The 20,428-nt window shown below is 58.7% G+C and carries 20 protein-coding genes; 8 read left to right on the top strand and 12 right to left on the bottom strand.

Translation table 11 applies throughout. The annotated features are described in order from the left end of the window. Nucleotides 1-441: 441 nt before the first annotated feature. Nucleotides 442-924 (bottom strand): cupin domain-containing protein, encoded by a 483-nt coding sequence (locus BLW70_RS15025; RefSeq protein ID WP_074875173.1) that lies wholly within the window; start codon nt 922-924, stop codon nt 442-444. Between the two features lie 335 nt (nt 925-1,259). Between BLW70_RS15025 and dusA the strand changes: the two genes are divergently transcribed. Beyond that, nucleotides 1,260-2,255 (top strand): tRNA dihydrouridine(20/20a) synthase DusA, encoded by a 996-nt coding sequence (gene dusA / locus BLW70_RS15020; protein WP_074875171.1) that lies wholly within the window; start codon nt 1,260-1,262, stop codon nt 2,253-2,255. Between the two features lie 178 nt (nt 2,256-2,433). Beyond that, nucleotides 2,434-3,360, top strand: a complete 927-nt coding sequence (tal, locus tag BLW70_RS15015) for a transaldolase (protein ID WP_074875169.1) — start codon at nt 2,434-2,436, stop codon at nt 3,358-3,360. A 119-nt stretch (nt 3,361-3,479) separates the two neighbouring features. Here the strand turns inward: tal and rssC are convergent, their stop codons facing one another. The 3 genes from rssC to BLW70_RS15000 all read right to left on the bottom strand — a co-directional run bounded on the left by rssC (nt 3,480) and on the right by BLW70_RS15000 (nt 6,185). Next, on the bottom strand, nt 3,480-3,962 hold the full coding sequence (gene rssC / locus BLW70_RS15010; protein WP_074875167.1) for an anti-sigma factor antagonist RssC: 483 nt from the start codon (nt 3,960-3,962) through the stop codon (nt 3,480-3,482). Further along, nucleotides 3,962-5,143 carry a two-component system response regulator RssB gene (rssB, locus tag BLW70_RS15005; RefSeq protein ID WP_010456296.1) on the bottom strand — a complete coding sequence of 394 codons (1,182 nt, stop codon included), beginning with the start codon at nt 5,141-5,143 and terminating at the stop codon, nt 3,962-3,964. The genes rssC and rssB overlap by 1 nt, the downstream gene beginning before the upstream one ends. A gap of 352 nt (nt 5,144-5,495) precedes the next feature. Then, nucleotides 5,496-6,185 (bottom strand): MlaA family lipoprotein, encoded by a 690-nt coding sequence (locus BLW70_RS15000; protein WP_074875165.1) that lies wholly within the window; start codon nt 6,183-6,185, stop codon nt 5,496-5,498. A gap of 200 nt (nt 6,186-6,385) precedes the next feature. On the opposite strand from BLW70_RS15000, the gene BLW70_RS14995 reads away from it, so the two are divergent. Further along, nucleotides 6,386-7,006 carry an HAD superfamily inactivated hydrolase PcrP gene (locus tag BLW70_RS14995; protein WP_074875163.1) on the top strand — a complete coding sequence of 207 codons (621 nt, stop codon included), beginning with the start codon at nt 6,386-6,388 and terminating at the stop codon, nt 7,004-7,006. A 110-nt stretch (nt 7,007-7,116) separates the two neighbouring features. Then, on the top strand, nt 7,117-7,380 hold the full coding sequence (locus BLW70_RS14990) for a DUF4404 family protein (RefSeq protein ID WP_074875161.1): 264 nt from the start codon (nt 7,117-7,119) through the stop codon (nt 7,378-7,380). A 171-nt stretch (nt 7,381-7,551) separates the two neighbouring features. Here the strand turns inward: BLW70_RS14990 and queF are convergent, their stop codons facing one another. After that, on the bottom strand, nt 7,552-8,382 hold the full coding sequence (gene queF, locus BLW70_RS14985) for an NADPH-dependent 7-cyano-7-deazaguanine reductase QueF (protein WP_074875159.1): 831 nt from the start codon (nt 8,380-8,382) through the stop codon (nt 7,552-7,554). Between the two features lie 61 nt (nt 8,383-8,443). After that, complete coding sequence (gene copI / locus BLW70_RS14980; protein WP_074875157.1) at nt 8,444-8,974, bottom strand: copper-resistant cuproprotein CopI; 531 nt, start codon at nt 8,972-8,974, stop codon at nt 8,444-8,446. 155 nt (nt 8,975-9,129) lie between these two features. Here copI and BLW70_RS14975 point away from each other — a divergent pair, with 155 nt between their 5' ends. Further along, nucleotides 9,130-9,810, top strand: coding sequence for a heavy metal response regulator transcription factor (locus BLW70_RS14975; protein WP_074875155.1), 681 nt, complete (start codon nt 9,130-9,132; stop codon nt 9,808-9,810). Continuing rightward, nucleotides 9,810-11,159 carry a heavy metal sensor histidine kinase gene (locus BLW70_RS14970; protein ID WP_074875153.1) on the top strand — a complete coding sequence of 450 codons (1,350 nt, stop codon included), beginning with the start codon at nt 9,810-9,812 and terminating at the stop codon, nt 11,157-11,159. Before BLW70_RS14975 ends, BLW70_RS14970 begins: the two co-directional genes overlap by 1 nt. Before the next feature lie 123 nt (nt 11,160-11,282). Here BLW70_RS14970 and BLW70_RS14965 read toward each other — a convergent pair whose 3' ends face one another. The 3 genes from BLW70_RS14965 to BLW70_RS14955 form a co-directional block, all read right to left on the bottom strand. Next, entirely contained in the window at nt 11,283-12,527 is a 1,245-nt protein-coding gene (locus BLW70_RS14965) for a lipoprotein-releasing ABC transporter permease subunit (protein ID WP_074875150.1), read from the bottom strand. A gap of 66 nt (nt 12,528-12,593) precedes the next feature. Next, nucleotides 12,594-13,277, bottom strand: a complete 684-nt coding sequence (gene lolD, locus BLW70_RS14960) for a lipoprotein-releasing ABC transporter ATP-binding protein LolD (protein WP_162842853.1) — start codon at nt 13,275-13,277, stop codon at nt 12,594-12,596. A gap of 7 nt (nt 13,278-13,284) precedes the next feature. Then, nucleotides 13,285-14,535 carry a lipoprotein-releasing ABC transporter permease subunit gene (locus BLW70_RS14955; RefSeq protein WP_074875146.1) on the bottom strand — a complete coding sequence of 417 codons (1,251 nt, stop codon included), beginning with the start codon at nt 14,533-14,535 and terminating at the stop codon, nt 13,285-13,287. Nucleotides 14,536-14,629: 94 nt separating this feature from the next. Between BLW70_RS14955 and BLW70_RS14950 the strand changes: the two genes are divergently transcribed. Next, nucleotides 14,630-15,211, top strand: a complete 582-nt coding sequence (locus tag BLW70_RS14950; RefSeq protein WP_074875144.1) for a PilZ domain-containing protein — start codon at nt 14,630-14,632, stop codon at nt 15,209-15,211. Nucleotides 15,212-15,225: 14 nt separating this feature from the next. Next, on the top strand, nt 15,226-15,948 hold the full coding sequence (locus tag BLW70_RS14945) for a glycerophosphodiester phosphodiesterase (protein WP_074875142.1): 723 nt from the start codon (nt 15,226-15,228) through the stop codon (nt 15,946-15,948). Nucleotides 15,949-15,990: 42 nt separating this feature from the next. On the opposite strand, the gene sthA is transcribed toward BLW70_RS14945, so the two are convergent. From sthA to BLW70_RS14930, 3 genes are all read right to left on the bottom strand, one after another. After that, complete coding sequence (gene sthA / locus BLW70_RS14940; protein ID WP_074875140.1) at nt 15,991-17,385, bottom strand: Si-specific NAD(P)(+) transhydrogenase; 1,395 nt, start codon at nt 17,383-17,385, stop codon at nt 15,991-15,993. A gap of 207 nt (nt 17,386-17,592) precedes the next feature. Further along, entirely contained in the window at nt 17,593-18,579 is a 987-nt protein-coding gene (locus tag BLW70_RS14935) for an FAD:protein FMN transferase (protein WP_074875138.1), read from the bottom strand. Between the two features lie 283 nt (nt 18,580-18,862). Then, the gene (locus BLW70_RS14930; protein ID WP_074875136.1) at nt 18,863-20,326 is read right to left on the bottom strand and encodes a glyceraldehyde-3-phosphate dehydrogenase; all 1,464 of its coding nucleotides are present in this window, start codon (nt 20,324-20,326) and stop codon (nt 18,863-18,865) included. Nucleotides 20,327-20,428 lie beyond the last annotated feature (102 nt).

Raw genomic sequence — 20,428 nt, 5'->3', positions numbered from 1 at the left:
CGCAGCAGTCGCCAACTCAGCACTCACCATGTCTCAGGCAAACCACGCAACGGCAAAAACACTTCGGCCGTTGCGTCCGCCCTTAGTCGTGCAGCACCCCCACTGTACTCAATGAAGCTGCTACCGATCGCGCTCCCGCCTAAGTTCAACATGTTGGGGTCGAGGCAGTGATTGCAGGTGCGAATCACGAAGAGAAGGAAGGGCCGGCCGTACGGATGTTTCAGGAGATGATCTGGAAGCGGCTGCAGCGATCCGCGAAATAGAACTCTAGAAGAAAGATCTAAGTCCCCAGCAACTCACCGCCCAACTGGGGTTGAGAACAAATAGGTGCAAGGCCGCTGCATTTATGAGGTGCGGCCTGACCCCTAAGGAAATTCTGTAGGTGAAAACAGAGCCAACGGGAGTCAGGTACGATTGATTCTTTTACCTGATTGTCGCTCGCTACATTTTGCTGTTTCTAGGGTCGTCCGCCGGGTTGAGGTAGGTGATCCCCCAAGGCCCCGTGCCGTGGAGTTGGAGTACGGTTTCCTGCTCTCGACTGGCGCCGTACATCGGCATGCCGACGGGAATGATCAGGGTATCACCCGGTTGATAGGCCTTGGCCCGTGCCGAATCGAATGTGTCTCCGGTGGCGAAGTAGAAAATGCCTGAGATAACGGTTACGCGTTCGGTCACGGGATGGGTATGCACGCCGATTTTCGTATTTGCCGGCAGCTTCAAGCGCAGAGTGAAAGGCTCGGCGGCTTTCAAGTCACCTTCAATCACTGCAATCATCGCACCGGGCCCCACCGACGGCGCGGCTGTCCACTTGAGTTCGGATGGGGTGGAGGCAATCAAACCCGCTCCCTCGGCCAGGGCGGCAGATGTGAAGAAGGCTGCGCTGAGCAAGGCCAGCGAAACAGCGACAGCTTTGTGGGAGTTCATCATGGTTTCCTCGTGTTTGGGAGCTGTGGGTGTATCGCAGCAGAGGCAAATAAATATAGCTTCAACGCACAGGAGCAGAGCCTGCGCAATCAAGTCATATACGATGACGGTAGCCGAATGTTGAAGCGTGGATATACCCATTATGAACAGCGCTATAACGCACAGGTATGGACTGTGGCCTCCTACAGCAGGCGCTGTGCTGTTCGCTGTCAGGTCAGCCATTGGCGGTGCCAAGGATGACGGCCGCAGATCAGCAGTAGCAAGACTCACCAACGCTCCGCCAGCCCAATCCTGATAAACTCCCCACCTTCCAGCCTCACCGATCCAGATTCCTAATGTCCATAACCAACGCAACACCCGCCCCGCTCTCCCGCCGCTTCAGCGTTGCGCCCATGATGGATTGGACTGATAGGCATTGCCGTTTTTTCCTACGCCTACTCTCCAAGCACGCCCTCCTCTACACAGAAATGGTCACCACCGGCGCGCTCCTAAACGGCGATCACGACCGCTTCCTGCGTCACAACGAAGCCGAACACCCGCTCGCGCTGCAACTCGGCGGCAGCGTCCCGCTGGACCTGGCGATGTGCGCGCGCATGGCGCAGGAGCACGGTTACGACGAGGTGAATCTGAATGTCGGCTGCCCGAGTGATCGGGTGCAGAACAATATGATTGGTGCGTGCCTGATGGGGCATCCGCAGTTGGTGGCGGATTGTGTGAAGGCAATGCGTGATGCGGTGTCGATTCCTGTGACGGTGAAGCACCGCATCGGGATTAATGGGCGGGACAGTTACGAGGAGTTGTGTGATTTCGTCGGTACGGTTCGGGATGCCGGGTGCACGAGTTTTACGGTGCATGCGCGGATTGCGATTCTGGAGGGGTTGTCGCCGAAGGAGAATCGCGACATTCCACCTCTGCGTTATGACGTGGCGGCGCGGTTGAAGACGGATTTTCCGGAGTTGGAGATTATTCTCAACGGCGGGATCAAGACGCTGGAAGCCTGTCACGAGCATTTGCAGACGTTCGACGGCGTGATGTTGGGCCGTGAGGCTTATCACAACCCTTATGTGATGGCTGAGGTGGATCAGCAACTGTTCGGCAGCACGGCGCCGGTGATCAGCCGGGCTGAGGCGCTGGCGCAGTTGCGGCCTTATATAGCGGCGCATATTGATGCGGGCGGCTCGATGCACCACATCACTCGGCATGTGCTGGGGCTGGGCACCGGGTTTCCCGGGGCGCGGAAGTTTCGGCAGTTGTTGTCGGTGGATATTCACAAGGCTAAAGAGCCTTTAGTGTTGCTGGATCAGGCGGCGGAGTTGCTTGAAGGGCGTTAACGGTCGCTTGGGTTGAACCTGTGGTCAGATTTGGCATCGTATTTACCGATACCGCGCCCCGCCATTCAAACAGCCGTTTTCCGGTTGTTGCCGCTGGGGCCCTCGATACGTACACGCACCCTTGAGTGGCTGTCAGCGCTCGGGTAATGTCATTAGACCCATAGGACAGAGCACGCCCATGACTTCCAAGCTGGAACAACTCAAACAAATGACCACCGTGGTTGCCGACACCGGCGACTTCGAAGCTATCGCTCGCGTTAAACCCGTGGACGCTACCACCAACCCTTCCCTGCTGCTCAAAGCGGCGGCCATTCCCAGTTATGCCGAGTTGCTGAACGCTTGCGTCAGCGACTGCAAGAGCGATGTGGGCCTGGCCAGCGACCGTTTTGGCGTTGCGGTAGGGCAAGAAATTCTGAAAGTGATCCCCGGCCGTATTTCCACCGAAGTGGATGCGCGCCTGTCGTTCGACACTGACGCCGTATTGAAGCGTGCGCACCGTCTGATCGACTTGTACGACAAGGCCGGCATTGGCCGTGACCGCGTGCTGATCAAGATCGCTTCCACCTGGGAAGGCATCCGTGCTGCCGAAATTCTGGAAAAAGAAGGCATTCAGACCAACCTGACGTTGCTGTTTTCGTTTGCTCAGGCTGCGGCGTGTGCTGACGCCGGGGTGTTCCTGATTTCGCCGTTCGTGGGTCGCATCTACGACTGGTACAAGAAAGCCAACGGCAACGACTACACCGGCGCGGATGATCCGGGCGTGCAGTCGGTGACACGCATATACAACTACTACAAGGCCAATGACTACAAGACTGTGGTCATGGGTGCGAGCTTCCGTAACCTGAATCAGATCGAGCAGCTGGCCGGTTGCGACCGTCTGACCATCAGCCCGGATCTGATTGATAAGCTGGCGGCGGACACTGGCAAGCTGGAGCGCAAATTGGCGCCGGGTCATGCTGGTGAAGCGCGTTTGAGCTTGAATGAAGCGCAGTTCCGTTGGTTGTCCAACGAGGATGCGATGGCGACCGAGAAACTGGCTGAGGGTATTCGCCAGTTCGCTCGCGACCAGGAGAAGCTTGAGGCGTTGCTGCAAGCCAAGCTGTGATCCAGTAAGAAAACGCAAAAGGGCGAACCTTTACGGGTTCGCCCTTTTTTATATGTCGATTTTGGGGCTGCTTCGCAACCCAGCGGGAGCAAGCTCCCTCGCCACAGGTATGCGGTGAATCAGTGACGCTCGAGGGCGTTCACCAGATCATGGAACGCTTCACGATTGGAGTCGTTCAGGCCCATGAGGATCTTGTGCGCTTCGAGCACTTTGATCCGTACCACTTCTTCGGACTGATCCTGGTCTGGCAGGTCGGTCAGGCACTCAGGGCACGGGATCGGGCGGTCAACAATGTTGAACACTTGCTCGAAGCCCATGGACTGCAGCAGACGGGTGATGTCTTCGTGGGTGGTGACGACGGTCGGCAGCAAGCCGACCTTTTGCCGCGACAGGATCGACAGCTTGGCCAGCAGGCCCAACGTCGTGCTGTCGATGCTGCGGGTTTCGGTCAGGTCGATCACGATTGTGTTGAAGTTCAACGCCGTGAAGATCCGCTCGATAGTCGCATCCAACGCCGAACACAGGGTCAGGCGAACTTCACCGACGAACTTCAGGACGAAGGTGCCATCCTGCTCGGCGAACTGGATTCTACCGGTACTCATTAAAGATTCCTGCTCAACACCAACAGGGCGATATCATCCGGCATCTCCCCTAGCGTGGCCAATCCAAAAACCTGCCGCAGACCATCCAGGCTGCCGCCCGCTGCCTTGACCCGCTGGGGCAAAGCCGCCTCTTTTTCTTTGAGTGTAGGTTCTGGCAAAAGGTCCAGAATGCCATCGGACATCAGCGTCAGGCTGAACGTCGGTGGCAGTTCCAGTACGTGATCTTCGTAGGTGGCTTCATTGAAGAGGCCCACCGGCAGACCACGCCCTTCCAGGTAACGAACACTGTCTGGCGTGTACAACACAGGCAACGGCAAATGACCACCGATGCTATAGGTCAACAAACCTGTCTCCTCGTCGATGACTCCACCGACCATTGTGACGTGTTTACCCAGCTTACAACTGATCAGGCCTCGGTTGATATGACCAAGGACCTCTGAAGGCTTGAATTCCGGCAATGTACCGCTGCGCTTGGATTCGAACAGCAAGCGCGTGGTCATGAACTTCAGCAGCACGGTGACAAAGGCTGAAGAGGCGCCATGACCGGAAACGTCCGCCAGGTAGAACGCTACCCGACGCTCGTCGACCCGAAAGTAGTCGACGAAATCACCCGACAGGTACAGCGACGGGATGATCTGGTGAGCAAACTGGAACTCGTCGATGGTCCAGGGGCTGACCGGCAGCATGTTCATCTGCACCTGGCGACCGGCGTTCTGGTCTTCCTGGAGCAGGTTCAGGCTGGCGGCGAGTTCGCGGTTGGCCTTTTCCAGCTTCTCGCGGTAGCGCTGGTTTTCCAGCAGCAGGCGCGCACGATCCAGGGCCCGGCGCACAGAGTGCTCGAGCACAGCCAGATCTTCGAGAGGCTTGATCAGGTAATCCGCCGCGCCCAGGCGCAGGGCCTCGACCGCGTCGTTCATCACGCCGGCGCCCGAAACCACGATCACCGGGGTTTGTGGTGACAGCTCGGTGACCTGGCGAATGAGTTCGAGCCCGCCCATCTGTGGCATGCGCAAATCGCAGATGACCAAGTCGGGCTTGTCTTGCTCGAATACCTGAAGACCCTGCTGGCCATTGCTGGCCTGCAAGACGCTGAAACCACTGTCTTCCAAATAGGCGGCGAGGCTCGCGCGCACTACTTCGTCATCATCGATTATCAGCAGCGTGGCACTGGTTTTTGGCATGTGGGCAAACGGCGCCAGAATTAGGTTGGCGTAGCAGGCAGGGGCTTTGTCCCGGCTCATACTACTGGATTCGCTTTCTAGCCTCTCTAGCGCACTGTTTTCGAGCATTTGCCCTACACACAGGTACACCAGAGGTGCCCTTCTAAGGCGCAGACGGTACTCCCATCCGCGGGTCGTTTCAAGCTCACGCCGATGGTCGCTTGACGTCTTTCAATTTCAAATCACCGGGAGTTATAAGAACCGGCAAAACCGTAACGTAATGGAAGGTTCAAACCATCGCTGAAACTGGTCAAAAAGCCAAACGAAAGAAGGCGGCCTACTGGCCGCCTTCTTCACGTTTTACCGGTCGAGATCAAAAATCGTCTTCAACCTGGCCGTCCTTTACTTTGAATTCGCGGTTCTGCAAGTACGCATTACGGATGAATATGTATTTGTCGCCGCTGATCAGCTTCTCGCTCGACAGCAGGCTGGCGCGGGTGTCAACGATGTTCAGGCCGAAGATGGAGTTACGCACAGGCACGTCGTGGATGTAAGGGTACGGGCCGGTATAGCCGTCGACATACTTGGATGGCGCGTCACGCAAGGTGCTAGGGCCCAGAAACGGCAGCATCACGTACGGGCCGCTGCCTACGCCCCAGTAGCCGAGGGTCTGACCGAAGTCTTCGTCATTGCGTTGAAGGCCCATCTTGGTGCCGACGTCGATAAAGCCCAACAGGCCAAACGTAGTGTTGAAGATCAAGCGCGCGGTGTCGACGCCAGCGGCGGCCGGTTTGGCCTGCAAGATATCGTTGGCAAGGTTGGTGACATCGCCGACGTTGCGGAACATGTTGTGGATGCCGTCCTCAAGAAATTGCGGCGTCACGAACTGATAGCCCTGGGCCAAAGGCTTCAGCGCATAGGTGTCGAGCACATCGTTGAACTTGTAGATCGGGCGGTTGATGCTTTCCCAAGGGTCGTCTTCCGAGGCTGCCTGGGCAACGACCGGAACCAGCAATACGCTGGCAAACACACAAAGCTGAGCTAGATGATTGCTCCAGCGCATAGAAAAACTCCTTGGATTGTACTGACGCGTGGGCTTGGCCCAAGCGTAAAGCTGGCTAGTATAAGACGGAAAAGCCGCTTAAGGCAGCACCGTGCGAGTCAGCCTGCGGATCATTCGTGATGATTGTGAGCGATTCACATCAGTGTCACTCAACTGTCACCGTCGCCCCCTAGCCTTGAGGCTATTTCAGGGACGTTGATATGCCCCATGCCGAAACCTTGCCCCACATTGCGCCCAACCTGACCGCCGTCCTGTTTGGCCTCAGTGGTTGCCTGGTGGATTTCGGTGCCCGCACACGCGCACAGGGAATCCCCTCTTCCATCTATGCCGAGGCCACGCCCGGCGCCCTGGATAGCTTGCGCAGCTTGCAGCATCAGCAGATTCCCTGTGCCTGGCTCGAAGAACTCCCCCCTGCCCTCAGCCATTCCCTGGCCGCTGCCTTGCCTTCATGGATCAAACCCTCGCAACACCCCGAAACAAACAATCCATGGCCGGCACCACATGCCTGTTGGCAAGCCCTGATGACGTTGAATGTTGAACGACTGGAAGGTTGCGTGCTGGTCAGCGGCGAACCACGATTGCTGCAAGCGGGGCTCAACGCTGGATTGTGGACGATTGGGCTGGCGTCCTGCGGCTCACTCTGCGGCCTGGCGCCCAACGAATGGCAGGCGCTGACGCAGCAGGAACGGGAATTCAAACGCGGCAAGGCAACGATGCAATTGTTCGGCCTGGGTGTGCATTCGGTGATCGATCACCTCGGTGAACTCGACACCTGCCTGGCCGACATCAGCCTGCGCCGGCTCAAGGGCGAAAAGCCCTGATCGAGATCATGCAGGTTACGCGCGAGTGGATTAATCTAAAGATCAAGCCATAGACCTTTGGCGTGCTGCTGCGGTCTATGCCAGTGCCTATCGATAAAAGGAAGAACGCCATGCCTGCCCGCGAACTGCAACAACAGCTCAATACTCTGCGCGAGCAATTGGAACAGAATCCACCGCTGACCGAAGCCGAGCGCGACGACCTGCACGCGCTGATGCAACAGATCGAACTGGAACTGGAGCTCGAAACCAAAACCCAGGACTCCAGCCTTGCCGACAATGTGAACCTGGCCGTCGAGCGCTTTGAAATCGAACACCCGACCCTTGCTGGCACCTTGCGCAATATCGTGCAAGCCCTGGCTAACATGGGGATCTGAACCCGCCGAATACAAAAAGCCCCGCTAGTGATAGCGGGGCTTTTTAGTTTCTGCGATTTGCAATGCAATCCCTTGTGGGAGCGAGCCTGCTCGCGATGGCTGAGTGTCAGTCAACATCAATGTTGAATGTGCTGGACTCATCGCGAGCAGGCTCGCTCCCACCGTAGATCTTTATTGGCGGACCAGCCGGTGGTTCGGCAGTTGAACGGTTTCAGTACTGCGATACGGGTTGATGTCCAACCCACCGCGTCGCACATAGCGCGCATACACCGTCAATTTCTCCGGTTTCAACAACCGCTGCAGGTCGAGAAAGATCCGCTCCACGCACTGCTCATGAAAGTCCGAGTGCTGACGGAAGCTCACGATGTATTCCAGCAAACTCGCGTGATCCAGCGCCGCGCCACGGTATTCCACCGCCACACTGCCCCAGTCCGGCTGGCTGGTGACCGGGCAGTTGGATTTGAGCAAATGGCTGTGCACGCTCTCCTCCACCACACGCGATGCATCGCAACGCAGCAGTTCCGGGCGCGGATGCTCATAGTTGCTGACGCTGATATCCAGATCATCAATGCACACGCCCGGCAACGCCACGACGCCTTCGGCTTCGACGTCCTTCAGGCTGCGAATCCGCACGCCCACCGGTTTACCGGCAGCAGCCGACAGGTCTTTGACCAATGTCGCTTCAATGCTCGCGGTGTCGGCAAACGGCGTCTGGTTCAGGGAGTTGAGGTACAGCTTGAACGACTTCGATTCGATGATATTCGGCGAATCCGCCGGAATACTGAATTCGCCAATCGCCACCACTGGCTTGCCGGACGGCAACAGCCACGACAGTTCGAAGCAGTTCCAGAAATCCACGCCCTTGTACGGCAGGGTTTCAGCCGTCAGGCCCAGCTCGGCCCATTTCGCGGTGCGCGGGATCGGAAACAGCAAGGATGGCGTGTAGGTGGCGATGTATTCGCTGGATTTGCCCAGCGGCGAATGTTCGGCTGCGGGATGCATGGCGGAAACCTGACTGAAGAATCAGCGGATTCTACCAGCCTTTGCTCCCGCCTTTGAGTGCTTACTGACTGACAGTCACCTTGCCGACCATGCCGGCCTGGTAATGACCGGGGATGTTGCAGGCGAATTCCAGGTTGGTGGCCTTGGTGAAGGTCCAGGTCAACTCAGCGGTTTTGCCCGGCTCGACGAGCACGCTGTTGGGGTCGTCGTGTTTCATTCCATGCTCCATACCGGCCATACCGGCCATGGCGCCGTGGTCCATTTCCTTCATGCCTGCAGGCATGAGCATGCCGCTCTGCTGCATCTTCATCATTTCCTTTTGATGTTTGGCATGCATTGCCGCGTTACCGAGGTTGAATTCATGCAACAACTGACCTTTATTCACCAACACGAAACGAACCGTCTCACCGGCCTTGATATCAATCGCCTTGGGTGTGAACGACATGTCGCCCATGATGAACTCAACGCTACGAGTCGCCTTGGCCGCCGAGGCCGGATGGCCGAAGTCGTAGGTATGCGCCGGGGCAGCCCACGCCGGCGAGCTCAGCGCCAGCAGACACGCGACGCACAGCAGTGATTTGCGCAAAAACATAGTCGTACTCCAACAAGATAAGGTTCAGCCTGTGGAAAACTCTAAACTGCTGCGACTGCCCGCAACCTGACAGGCAAATTACAACTTTGTCAGGTTGACCTGCATTAACGCCGCCCACGGTATAAAGCGTTCGTTCCATTTGCCTCGAGTCGCCCATGAAACTGCTGATCGTCGAAGACCAACCAAAAACTGGCCACTACTTGCGCCAAGGCCTGACCGAGGCCGGTTTCAATACTGAACTGGTGGCGGACGGCAGCACCGGCCAGCAACTGGCGCTGACCGGCGATTACGCGCTGTTGATTCTTGATGTGATGCTGCCCGGCCGCGATGGTTGGCAGATCCTGCAAGCGGTGCGCGGTGCCGGCCTCGACACGCCGGTACTGTTTCTGACAGCGCGCGACGCGGTGGAGGACAGGGTCTACGGCCTCGAACTGGGCGCCGACGACTACCTGGTCAAACCGTTCGCCTTCTCCGAACTGCTGGCCCGGGTCCGCAGCCTGTTGCGCCGTGGCAACGCCACAGCTCAGGAAACCAGCCTGCAACTGGCGGACTTGCGCCTTGACCTGATCCGCCGTCGGGTCGAACGCAATGGTCAGCGCATCGACCTGACGGCCAAGGAGTTCGCCCTGCTGGAAATGCTTCTGCGCAGGCAAGGCGAAGTCCTGCCCAAGTCGTTGATCGCTTCCCAGGTATGGGACATGAACTTCGACAGTGACACCAACGTCATCGAAGTGGCGATCCGTCGTTTGCGCCTGAAGATCGACGATGATTTCCCCAACAAGTTGATTCACACCGTGCGCGGCATGGGTTACGTCCTTGAAGAGCGTCCCGCCTGATGCGTCGACTTTCGTTAAGCAGTCGCCTGGCGCTACTGTTTGCGGCGTGCACCGCCGTGGTGTCGCTGTTCGCCGGGGTGTTGTTCAGCCGGGCCAGTGAAGCGCATTTCGTTGAACTCGACCAACAGTTGCTGAACGGCAAGTTGATTGGGCTGCGTCGGGCACTTCATGACATTCAGTCGAGTGAAAGCGAAGTCAAACTGGCCGATGAATTGAGCCGACAGGCTGATCTGTCGCTGCGGATCACCGGCAGCGACGGCAAGCGCTGGTATGACAGTTCGACGCACCTACCCCAGGAACTACCGACCCAGGCGGGCTTGTCCACGGTGAGCAGCGAAGGCACCGACTACCGCGTCCTCAACGCTCCGTTGTACCTCGACAAACCTGACTCACCGCAGTTGACCTTGCTGCTGGACATCACTCATCACCAGCACTTTCTGCAGCGCATGCAACACCTGATCTGGTTGACAGTCGGCTTGTCGGCACTGGCCACCGCCCTGCTCGGGGCCTGGGCTGCGCGCAGTGGGTTGCGGCCGTTGCGGCGCATGAGTGCGGTTGCCAGCGGCGTTTCAGCGCAGTCGCTCAATGCACGCCTGCCTGAAGAAAACATGCCACCAGAACTCGCGGAAATGGCCCACAACTTCAACGCCATGTTCGGACGCCTCGACGACTCTTTTCAGCGGCTCTCGGCCTTCTCCGCCGACATCGCCCATGAATTGCGCACACCGTTGTCGAATCTGTTGACCCACACCCAGGTCACCCTCACCCGCCCACGCCCCATTGAAGATTACCGCGAAGCACTGCACAGCAATCTCGAAGAACTGCAATGGATGGCGCAACTGGTCAACGACATGTTGTACCTGGCCAAGGCTGACCACGGGTTGTTGATGCCCAGGCGCGAACCGCTGGAGCTGGCGGAAGAAGCGGATCTGTTGTTGGAGTTTTTTGCGCCGTTGGCGGAGGACGCTCAAGTCAGGTTGAGTCGTGAAGGCAATGCGCGCATGGAAGGTGATCGCAGCATGTTGCGGCGGGCGCTCTCCAATTTGCTGGACAATGCGTTGCGGTTTACGCCGGTCGAAGGCGAGGTTCGGGTGCGGATTGTTGATCAGCCAAAGGGATTGCGACTGACGGTCGAGAACAGCGGCGACGGAATTGATCGGGCGTTGCTGCCGCGAGTGTTTGATCGGTTCTACCGGGCTGATCCGGCGCGCCAGGAAGGCAGTAGTGAGCATGCGGGATTGGGGTTGGCGATCACTCAGTCGATCATCCGCGCCCATGGCGGGCAGATTCATTGCGAATCGGATAACGGGTGGACGCGGTTTGTGATTGAGTTGCCCAAGGGGGATTGAGGCCAGCAGGGCCGGCCCCTTCGCGAGCAAGCCCGCTCCCACAGTGACCGAGTTAAATCACAATGGTGTGAACGACTCGAAACCCTGTGGGAGCGGGCTTGCTCGCGATAGCGATCTACAGGCTTACGAATACCGCAACGCAGTAGCCGGTTCGACTTTCGCCGCACGCCATGCCGGGTAAACGGTGGCGAGGAAGCTCAGAATGAACCCGGCGGAGCAGATCAACAGCACATCCGCACCCTGCAATTCGGACGGCAGGTTACTGACGAAGTACACGTCGGAACTGAAGATGTGCTGCCCGCTGACCCGCTCCATCCAGCCCACCAGTTCACTGACGTTCAGGGCCGCGATCACGCCAAGCACACCACCGATCAACGTACCGACGACCCCGATCACGGTGCCCTGCACCATGAAGATCGCCATGATCTGTCGCGGCGTGGCGCCGATGGTGCGCAGGATCGCGATGTCCGCGCCCTTGTCGTTCACCACCATGATCAGGGTTGCGATGATGTTGAACGCTGCCACGGCGACGATCATCAGCAACAGCAAGCCGATCATGGTTTTTTCCATCTTCATCGCACTGAACAGACTGCCCTGGGTGTGAGTCCAGTCATCAGCCTTGTAAGCGCTGCCCAGTCCGCCAGCAATATCGCTGGAAACCTTCGGCGCATCGTACAAATCCTTTACCGCCAGGCGCACGCTCTGGACCTGATTGGGCGCCCAGTGCTGCATCTGCGCCGCATCGGCCACGTGGATCAGCGCCATGGAACCGTCCAGTTCGGCGCCAACCTTGAACACGCCGACCACGTTCAACCGCTGCATGCGCGGGGTGATGCCGCCCGGTGCAGTGCTGATTTCCGGCACGATCAGGGTGATCTTGTCGCCAACGTTCAAGCGGAAGCGGCGCGCCGTGATCTCGCCGATCACCACGCCGAACTCACCCGGCTTCAAGGCATCGAGACGCCCCTGGACAATGTGCTGGGCAACGATCGACACCTTGCCTTCGAGCGCCGGATCAACGCCGCTGACCTGGATCGGCTGCATCGTCCCCTTATAGGACAGCATGCCTTCCATCTCAGTGAACGGCACGGCGGCCGTCACTTCCGGGTTCTTCATGGCCGCCGCAGCGACGGGTTGCCAATCGTCGATCGGATTGACGCCGACGATCGTCGCGTGAGGCACCATGCCGAGGATGCGCGAGCTCATTTCGCGCTGGAAGCCGTTCATCACCGACAGCACCACGATCATCGCCAGCACGCCCAGGGCGAGACCGATCATCGAGGTCATCGAGATGAAGGAAACAAAGCGATTGCGGCGCTTGGCGCGGGTATAGCGCGCGCCGATAAAGATCGATAACGGTCTGAACATTCGCTGGGGCACCGTATAAAAATAAGAGACCCGGCGTACTTTTCAGTCACGCCGGGTTTCGGCCAGTCAGATGGGCGTCAGGTAACCTTCCTGCAGATGCAGGACGCGATCCATCTGGCGAGCCAGGTTCATGTCGTGAGTCACCACCAGGAACGCCGTGCGCATCGAGGTGCTGAGTTCCAGCATCAAATCCTGAATGCCCTGGGCGGTGTGGGAATCGAGGTTGCCGGTCGGCTCGTCGAGCATCACCAGGCCTGGCTTGTTCACCAGGGCGCGGGCGATGGCCACACGCTGACGTTCGCCACCGGACAACTCGGCCGGTTTGTGTTCCAGGCGATGGCCCAGCCCTACCCGCTCCAGCAATGCCGTCGCACGCTGACGCGCTTCAGGAATAGCCGTCTTGCCGATCAGCAGCGGCATGCAGACGTTTTCCAGCGCGGTGAACTCAGGCAGCAAGTGGTGGAACTGGTAAACGAAACCCAGCGACCGATTGCGCAGCAAACCGCGAGACTTTTCGTTCAGCGCCGACAGCTCTTCACCGGCCAGCCAGACGCTGCCCTTGGTCGGTGTATCGAGGCCGCCGAGCAGGTTGAGCAAGGTACTTTTGCCCGACCCCGACGTACCGACAATCGCCACGCGCTCACCCGGATGCAGCTCCAGTTGCAGACCGGCCAGAACCTCTACCGACTCAGGGCCTTCCTCGTAGGATTTGCCCAGGTTGCGGCAGCTCAAGATTGCTTTATCACTCATGCCCGACTCACTCATAACGTAGCGCCTCCGCAGGCTGGGTGCGCGCGGCACGCCAGGCTGGATACAGGGTGGCGAGGAAACTCAGGACCAACGCGGCGGCGCAGACCATCAACACATCCTGGCTCTGCACTTGCGACGGCAGGTAATCGATGAAGTACACGTCGGCGTTGAGGAATTTGTGCCCGATCAGCCCTTCGAGGGCCGAGATCGCGGCGCTGACGTTCAGCGCGGCGAAGATCCCGACCACAGCGCCGATCAGCGTACCAATCACGCCAATGACCGTGCCCTGGACCATGAAGATCGCCATGATCTGCCCCGGCGTGGAACCCAGGGTGCGCAGAATCGCGATGTCGCCCTTCTTGTCGTTCACCACCATCACCAGCGTGGAAATGATGTTGAAGGCCGCGACCGCAACGATCAGCAGCAACAGCAAACCGATCATGGCTTTTTCCATGCGGATCGCCTGGTACAGATTGCCGTGGGTGCGCGTCCAGTCGCGGGCATAGAAATGGTCTTCGCCGAGCTGCTGGGCGATGGTCCACGCAACGCGTGGCGCCTGGAACAGATCGTCGAACTTCAGGCGGATGCCCTGGACCTGATCCGGTTTCCAGCGGTGCAGCTTGGCCAGATCCTGCAGATTGGTGATGCCCAGGTAGCCATCCAGCTCACCGGCGCCGACATGGAAGATGCCGACCACGGTAAAGCGCTTCATGCGCGGGAACATCCCGGCCGGGGTCACGGTGACTTCCGGCGCCACGAATGTCAGCTTGTCGCCGATCGCCGCACCCAACTTGGCCGCGGCCTTGTCACCGATGACGATGCCGAAACTGCCCGGCGCCAGGTCATCGAGTTTGCCCTGCTGCATGAAGTTATCAATGATCGAGACCTGCCGTTCCAGCGCAGGGTCGATGGCATTGAGCAGGACTTTGGACACCTTGCCGTTATTGGTCAGCAACCCCTGCATCTGGGTAAACGGCGCCACGGCCGTCACCTGCGGGTTCTGCTTGACCTTGGCGGCCAGGCTTTGCCAATCGCTGATCGGCTCACCGGACTCGATGGTCGCGTGGGGCACCATGCCCAGCACGCGGGTGCGCATCTCATGATCGAAGCCGTTCATGACCGACAGCACCACTATCATCACGACCACGCCGAGGGCGAGTCCGATCATCGAGGTCAGGGAAATGAATGACACAAAATGATTGCGACGCTTTGCACGGGTATAACGCGTGCCAATAAATACGAAGAGAGGTCTGAACATGTCGGGGCTTGTTCGGAGGGAAAAGGAACGTCCTTGTGGCGGGGGTCGATAACCAGCTTTACACTCAGACCACCGCCGCTACCATGGGTTCGCCATGTCGACATTAGATGAAGAAGATCGCCGCGAATACTACCGTATCGAGGACACGATCGCACTGGAAATTCGGCCCCTGTCCGCTCCCGAAGCCGCAGGCCAGGAAGTGTTGCAGGATGCTTCCCCTCTGTTCAACTTGCTCAGCGAACTGCACCTGAGCGAATTCGAGTCACAGCACCTGTTGCGCCAGATCAGTGAGCGCGACCGCAACCTCGCCGCATTCCTGAAATCCCAGAATAAACGCATCGATTTGCTGAGCCAGGTGATCGCAATCACCGTACTCGGGCAGATCGGCGAACCGCAGCCGGTGATCATTTCCGAAGGCGGGATCGACTTTCAACATCCGACCCCCATTGCCGAGGGCGCACACCTGTCGATCAAACTGGTGCTGATGCCGCAAGCCCTCGGGCTTTTGTTGCGGGCTCGCGTCACCCATTGCGATCGCAAAGGCGACGGCTACGACGTCGGCACCGAGTTCGAATACCCGAGCGATGCCCAGCGCCAATTGCTGGCCCGCTATATTTTGCAGAAGCAGGCCCAGGAACGACGTCTGGCCCGCGAACAAAACGAATCAGGCATTTAATTTAAGGAAGAACCGTGACCCTCATCTACGGCCATCGCGGCGCCAAGGGCGAAGCACCGGAAAATACGCTGACCAGTTTTCAGCAATGCCTCAAGCACGGCGTGCGCCGTTGCGAACTGGACCTGCACCTGTCCATGGACGGCGAGTTGATGGTCATCCATGACCCGACACTCAAGCGCACCACCGACCGTCGCGGCAAAGTCGTCGAGCACACGGCGGCCGAGTTGGTGACCTACGATGCGCGCAAGGGTGGCCCGGGCTGGATCAAACCGTGCCCGATTCCAACACTGGAAGAACTGTTCGAGAAATGCGACTTCGAGCACTGGCAACTGGAGGTCAAAAGCGCGTCACGCACCCGCGCCGCGACTACCGTACTGGCGATTCGCGAAATGGCTCAGCGTTTCGGCTTGCTCGACAAGGTCACGATCACCTCGAGTTCGCGGGAAGTATTGAAAGCTGCGCTGGACCTGGTGCCGGATGTGTCCCGCGGATTGGTGGCCGAGTACGCCTGGCTCGATCCGTTGAAGGTCGCGCAAAGCTATGGCTGCGAGATTCTGGCGCTGAACTGGACCCTGTGTACGCCGGAACGCCTGCAGAAGGCGCAGCGCCAAGGGCTGCATGTGTCGGTATGGACAGTCAACGAGCCCGCGCTAATGCGCAGACTCGCCGACTTCGGCGTTGACAGCCTGATTACAGACTTTCCCGGTTTGGCCATCGCCACGCTCGAGAATTGCTGAAATCGGTCTCCCCGGCCGGCTCAGGCCACCGGCCGGAGCCGCTCAAAAAAGCCGGTTGAGGCCATCGTACGCCGCTACCCGATAGGCTTCGGCCATGGTCGGGTAGTTGAACGTCGTGTTGACGAAGTACTTCAGCGTGTTCTGTTCGCCCGGCTGGTTCATGATCGCCTGACCGATGTGAACGATCTCCGACGCCTGATAACCGAAGCAGTGAACGCCCAGCACTTCCAGGGTATCGCGGTGGAACAGGATCTTCAGCATGCCTTGCGGTTCGCCGGCAATCTGCGCACGCGCCATGCCCTTGAAGAACGCCTTGCCCACTTCATACGGCACCTTGGCCTGAGTCAGCTCCTGCTCGTTCTTGCCGATCGAGCTGATCTCCGGAATGGTGTAGATGCCGGTCGGCACGTCGTTGACGAAGCGCCAGCTTTGATTATCAACGATGCTGCCAGCGGCCGAACGACCCTGGTCGTGAGCAGCACTGGCCAGGCTCGGCCAACCAATCACGTCACCGGCGCCGTAGATGTTCGGCTTGCAGGTACGGTAGGCCTCGTCCACTTCGATCTGGCCACGGCTGTTGACCTTCACGCCGATGTTTTCCAGACCCAACTGATCAGTGTTGCCGGTACGGCCGTTGCACCAGAGCAAGGCGTCGGCCTTGATTTTCTTGCCGGACTTGAGGTGCAGGATCACGCCGTTGTCCACGCCTTCGACGCGGTCGTAGTCTTCGTTGTGGCGAACCGTGATGTTGTTGTTGCTGAAGTGATAGCTCAGGGCCTGGGAAATTTCCGAGTCGAGGAAGCTCAGCAACTGACCGCGGTTGTCCACCAGTTCAACCAATACACCCAGACCGCTGAAGATCGACGCGTACTCGCAACCGATCACGCCAGCGCCATAAACAATGAGTTTGCGCGGGGTGTGGCCGAGGCTGAGGATGGTGTCGCTATCGTAGATACGCGGGTGGTGGAAATCGATGTCCGCCGGACGATAAGGGCGCGAGCCGGTGGCGATGATGATGTGCTTGGCCACCAGTTTTTCGACCACGCCGTTGGCGCAGACCACTTCGATGGTTTGCTCGTCGGCGAAGCTGCCGGTGCCGAAGAACACGTCGACACGGTTACGGGCGTAGTAGCCGGTGCGCGAGGCGACTTGTTTGGAGATGACTTTTTCAGCGCTTTTCAACACGTCCGGGAACGAGAACCAGCGTGGCTCACCAATGGCCCGGAACATCGGGTTGGTGTTGAACTGCATGATCTGCCGGACCGAGTGACGCAGTGCCTTGGACGGGATGGTGCCCAGGTGGGTGCAGTTGCCGCCGACCTGGCGACGGCTATCGACCATCGCCACTTTGCGCCCTGCTTTGGCGGCGTTCATTGCCGCGCCTTCTCCCGCCGGGCCGGAACCCAGCACCACCACGTCGTAGTTGTAGACAGCCATGCATACTCCTCAGAACAGGCCGCGGCGCCCTCGGCACCTGCGGCTAAATCACGCCGATCTGCGGCGTGAAGGAACAATTTGGGGCCAGTGCAGAACCCGGACACAGTCTATATAAGCGTCAACGCCGCGCACATTAACCCTTGGTCGCGTCGTAGGCTAGTTTTGCCTGCACTACACCGCCAGTCTTTACTGCTTGAATCGCCGTGATCACTCGGCTTTTGCGCCACTCAGGCGTTCAAAAGCCTGCGTGGTTCGTGTGACGAATCCTGTATCGGCACGAATCACAAAGAATGCACCGATGTCATGCGTTTCGGCATAGTCCCAACCCCTTTCGGGCCCCAGAATCAGCAACAGCGTCGATAAGCCATCGGCCATCAACGCTGAAGGATGAATCACCGTGACTGACGCCAGGGTGTGTAGGACCGGCGCCCCGGTGCGGGCATCGAAGGTGTGGGAATAACGCCGACCGTCCCGCTCGAAATAGTTGCGGTAATCGCCGGAAGTGGAAACGCCGTAGCCGTCTACGGCGATGATGCGCTCGGCCACTCGCTGGTCGTCGCGGGGTTCTTCCAGGGCGACGCGCCACGGCGATCCGTCGAGTTTTTTGCCCGCCGCCTTGAGCTCACCCGTGGCTTCGGCGAGGTAGTTGTGGATGCCCATTGCTTCGAGTTTTGCGGCAATTGCATCGACCGCGTAACCGGCGGCGATGCTGTTGAAGTCGACCTCTACCGCGGCGTCCTTGCACAGCTGATCGCCGTCGATGCGCAGGTGTGCGTGACCGACGCGCTGCCTGACTTCGGCGAGCACTTCGGCAGTCGGGATTTTTTCCTCACGGCCCTGCGGGCCAAATCCCCAGAGATTGAGCAGCGGTTCCACGGTCAGGTCGTAGGAGCCTTCGCTTTGCGAAGACAGTTGCTCGCCCACACGGATCAATTCGAGCACCGGGCCAGGCATGACCTGACAGCGGCCGGCCGGCAGTGCGTTGAAGCGTTCGATAACCGAGTCGCTGCGATAGGTCGAGAATTGTCGATCCACTTCAGCGAGGATATTTTCTACTTCAGCCTGCACCGCTTTCAGCCCGGGCGTGGAGGAATGCCTTACGTATTGAATGGAATAACGACTGCCCATGGTCGGGCCGTCGAAGCGTTCCAGGCTGTCGCCGTTGCCACAACCGGACAAAACACCGGCCAGCATCACAACCCCAGTCCACCGTCCAGTTAACAAATCTTCATCCCCCCCTCAAAACCGCGCCCGCCATTATGGGCTTCAGAGCGCACGAGAGCGAGGTCTGCCAGCGCCTGCCAGTCAAACGCAAAACCTGTGGGAGCTGAGTTGCGGACAGCGTAGGCCGCTGTGGTTGGCGGCGCCTGATCGATCACTCTCGTCGACAAGATCGTTCCCACGCGCGCGGGAGCGATCACCGCACAAACAAAAACGCCCCGACCAAAGTCGGGGCGTTTTCATGTGCAGCTAATGCTTAGCGCGGGAATGCAGGCGGGTTTACACCGGCCATGTCTTCCATCACGCGAACCACCTGGCAGCTGTAACCGAATTCGTTGTCGTACCAAACGTACAGAACAACGCGGTTGTCTTGGCTGATGGTTGCTTCAGCGTCCACTACGCCTGCGTGGCGCGAGCCAACGAAGTCGGTGGAAACCACTTCCTGCGAATTGACGTAGTCGATTTGCTTATGCAGGTCGGAGTGCAGCGCCATGTAGCGCAGGTACTCGTTCATTTCTTCACGAGTGGCGGCTTTCTCAAGGTTCAGGTTGAGAATGGCCATCGACACGTTAGGCGTCGGAACGCGGATCGCGTTACCGGTCAGCTTGCCGGCCAGCTCAGGCAGTGCCTTGGCAGCAGCGGTGGCAGCACCGGTCTCGGTGATTACCATGTTCAACGCGGCGCTACGGCCACGACGATCGCCTTTGTGGAAGTTGTCGATCAGGTTCTGGTCGTTGGTGTACGAGTGAACCGTTTCAACGTGACCATTGATGATGCCGAACTTGTCGTTGACAGCCTTGAGCACCGGCACGATGGCGTTGGTGGTGCAGGAAGCCGCGGAAACGATCTTGTCATCAGCGGTGATTTCACCGTGGTTGATGCCGTGAACGATGTTCTTCAGCTTGCCTTTGCCAGGCGCGGTCAGAACAACGCGATCGATACCCGGGCATGCCAGGTGCTGGCCCAGACCGTCGGCGTCACGCCATACACCAGTGTTGTCCACCAGCAGCGCGTCTTTGATGCCGTACTGGGTGTAGTCCACTTCAGTCGGGTTTTTCGCGTAGATAACCTGGATCAGGTTGCCGTTGGCGGTGATGGTGTTGTTGGCTTCATCAATGGTGATGGTGCCATTGAACGAACCGTGTACCGAATCGCGGCGCAGCAGGCTGGCGCGTTTGATCAGATCGTTTTCGGCGCCCTTGCGGACAACGATGGCGCGCAGACGCAGGCCGTCGCCACCACCGGTTTTCTCGATCAGGATGCGCGCCAGCAGACGGCCGATACGACCGAAGCCGTACAGAACAACGTCGGTGCCTTTGCGCGCGGAAACATTTTGCTGACCAACGACGTCAGCCAGTTCTTCACGGACGAACTGCTCGGCAGTGCGGCCATTGCCTTCAGCCTTGAATTTGACTGCAAGCTTGCCCAGGTCTACCGAGGCAGCGCCGAGCTTGAGCTCGCTCATTGCCTTGAGCAGCGGGAATGTTTCGTGGACGGACAATTCGCTGTCATCGGACTGGCGATGGCGAGCAAAGCGGTGAGCTTTGAGAATCGCGATGACAGACTGGTTGATCAGACTGCGGCCATAGATCGAGCTCACCACGTTGTTATTGCGGTAGAGCTGACCGATAAGCGGAATCATCGCTTCTGCGAGTGCTTCACGGTCGATCCATTCACCAAGACACTGGTCGGGCTTCTGAGTCACGGGAACCTTCCACATGTAGGGGCAGAAAAAAGGGGCTACATTATGCCGCCGAGTGCCTCCCGTAGCAATGCGCGCTTGTCGCGCGACCAGTAACAAAATCAACTTCAAAAAAATGAC

Origin of the sequence: Pseudomonas frederiksbergensis, from assembly GCF_900105495.1 — a bacterium.
GTDB classification, from domain to species: Bacteria; Pseudomonadota; Gammaproteobacteria; order Pseudomonadales; family Pseudomonadaceae; genus Aquipseudomonas; species Aquipseudomonas frederiksbergensis.
The sequence above is the reverse complement of the archived record's forward strand: the minus strand, read 5'-3'. Positions and strand labels throughout refer to the sequence as shown.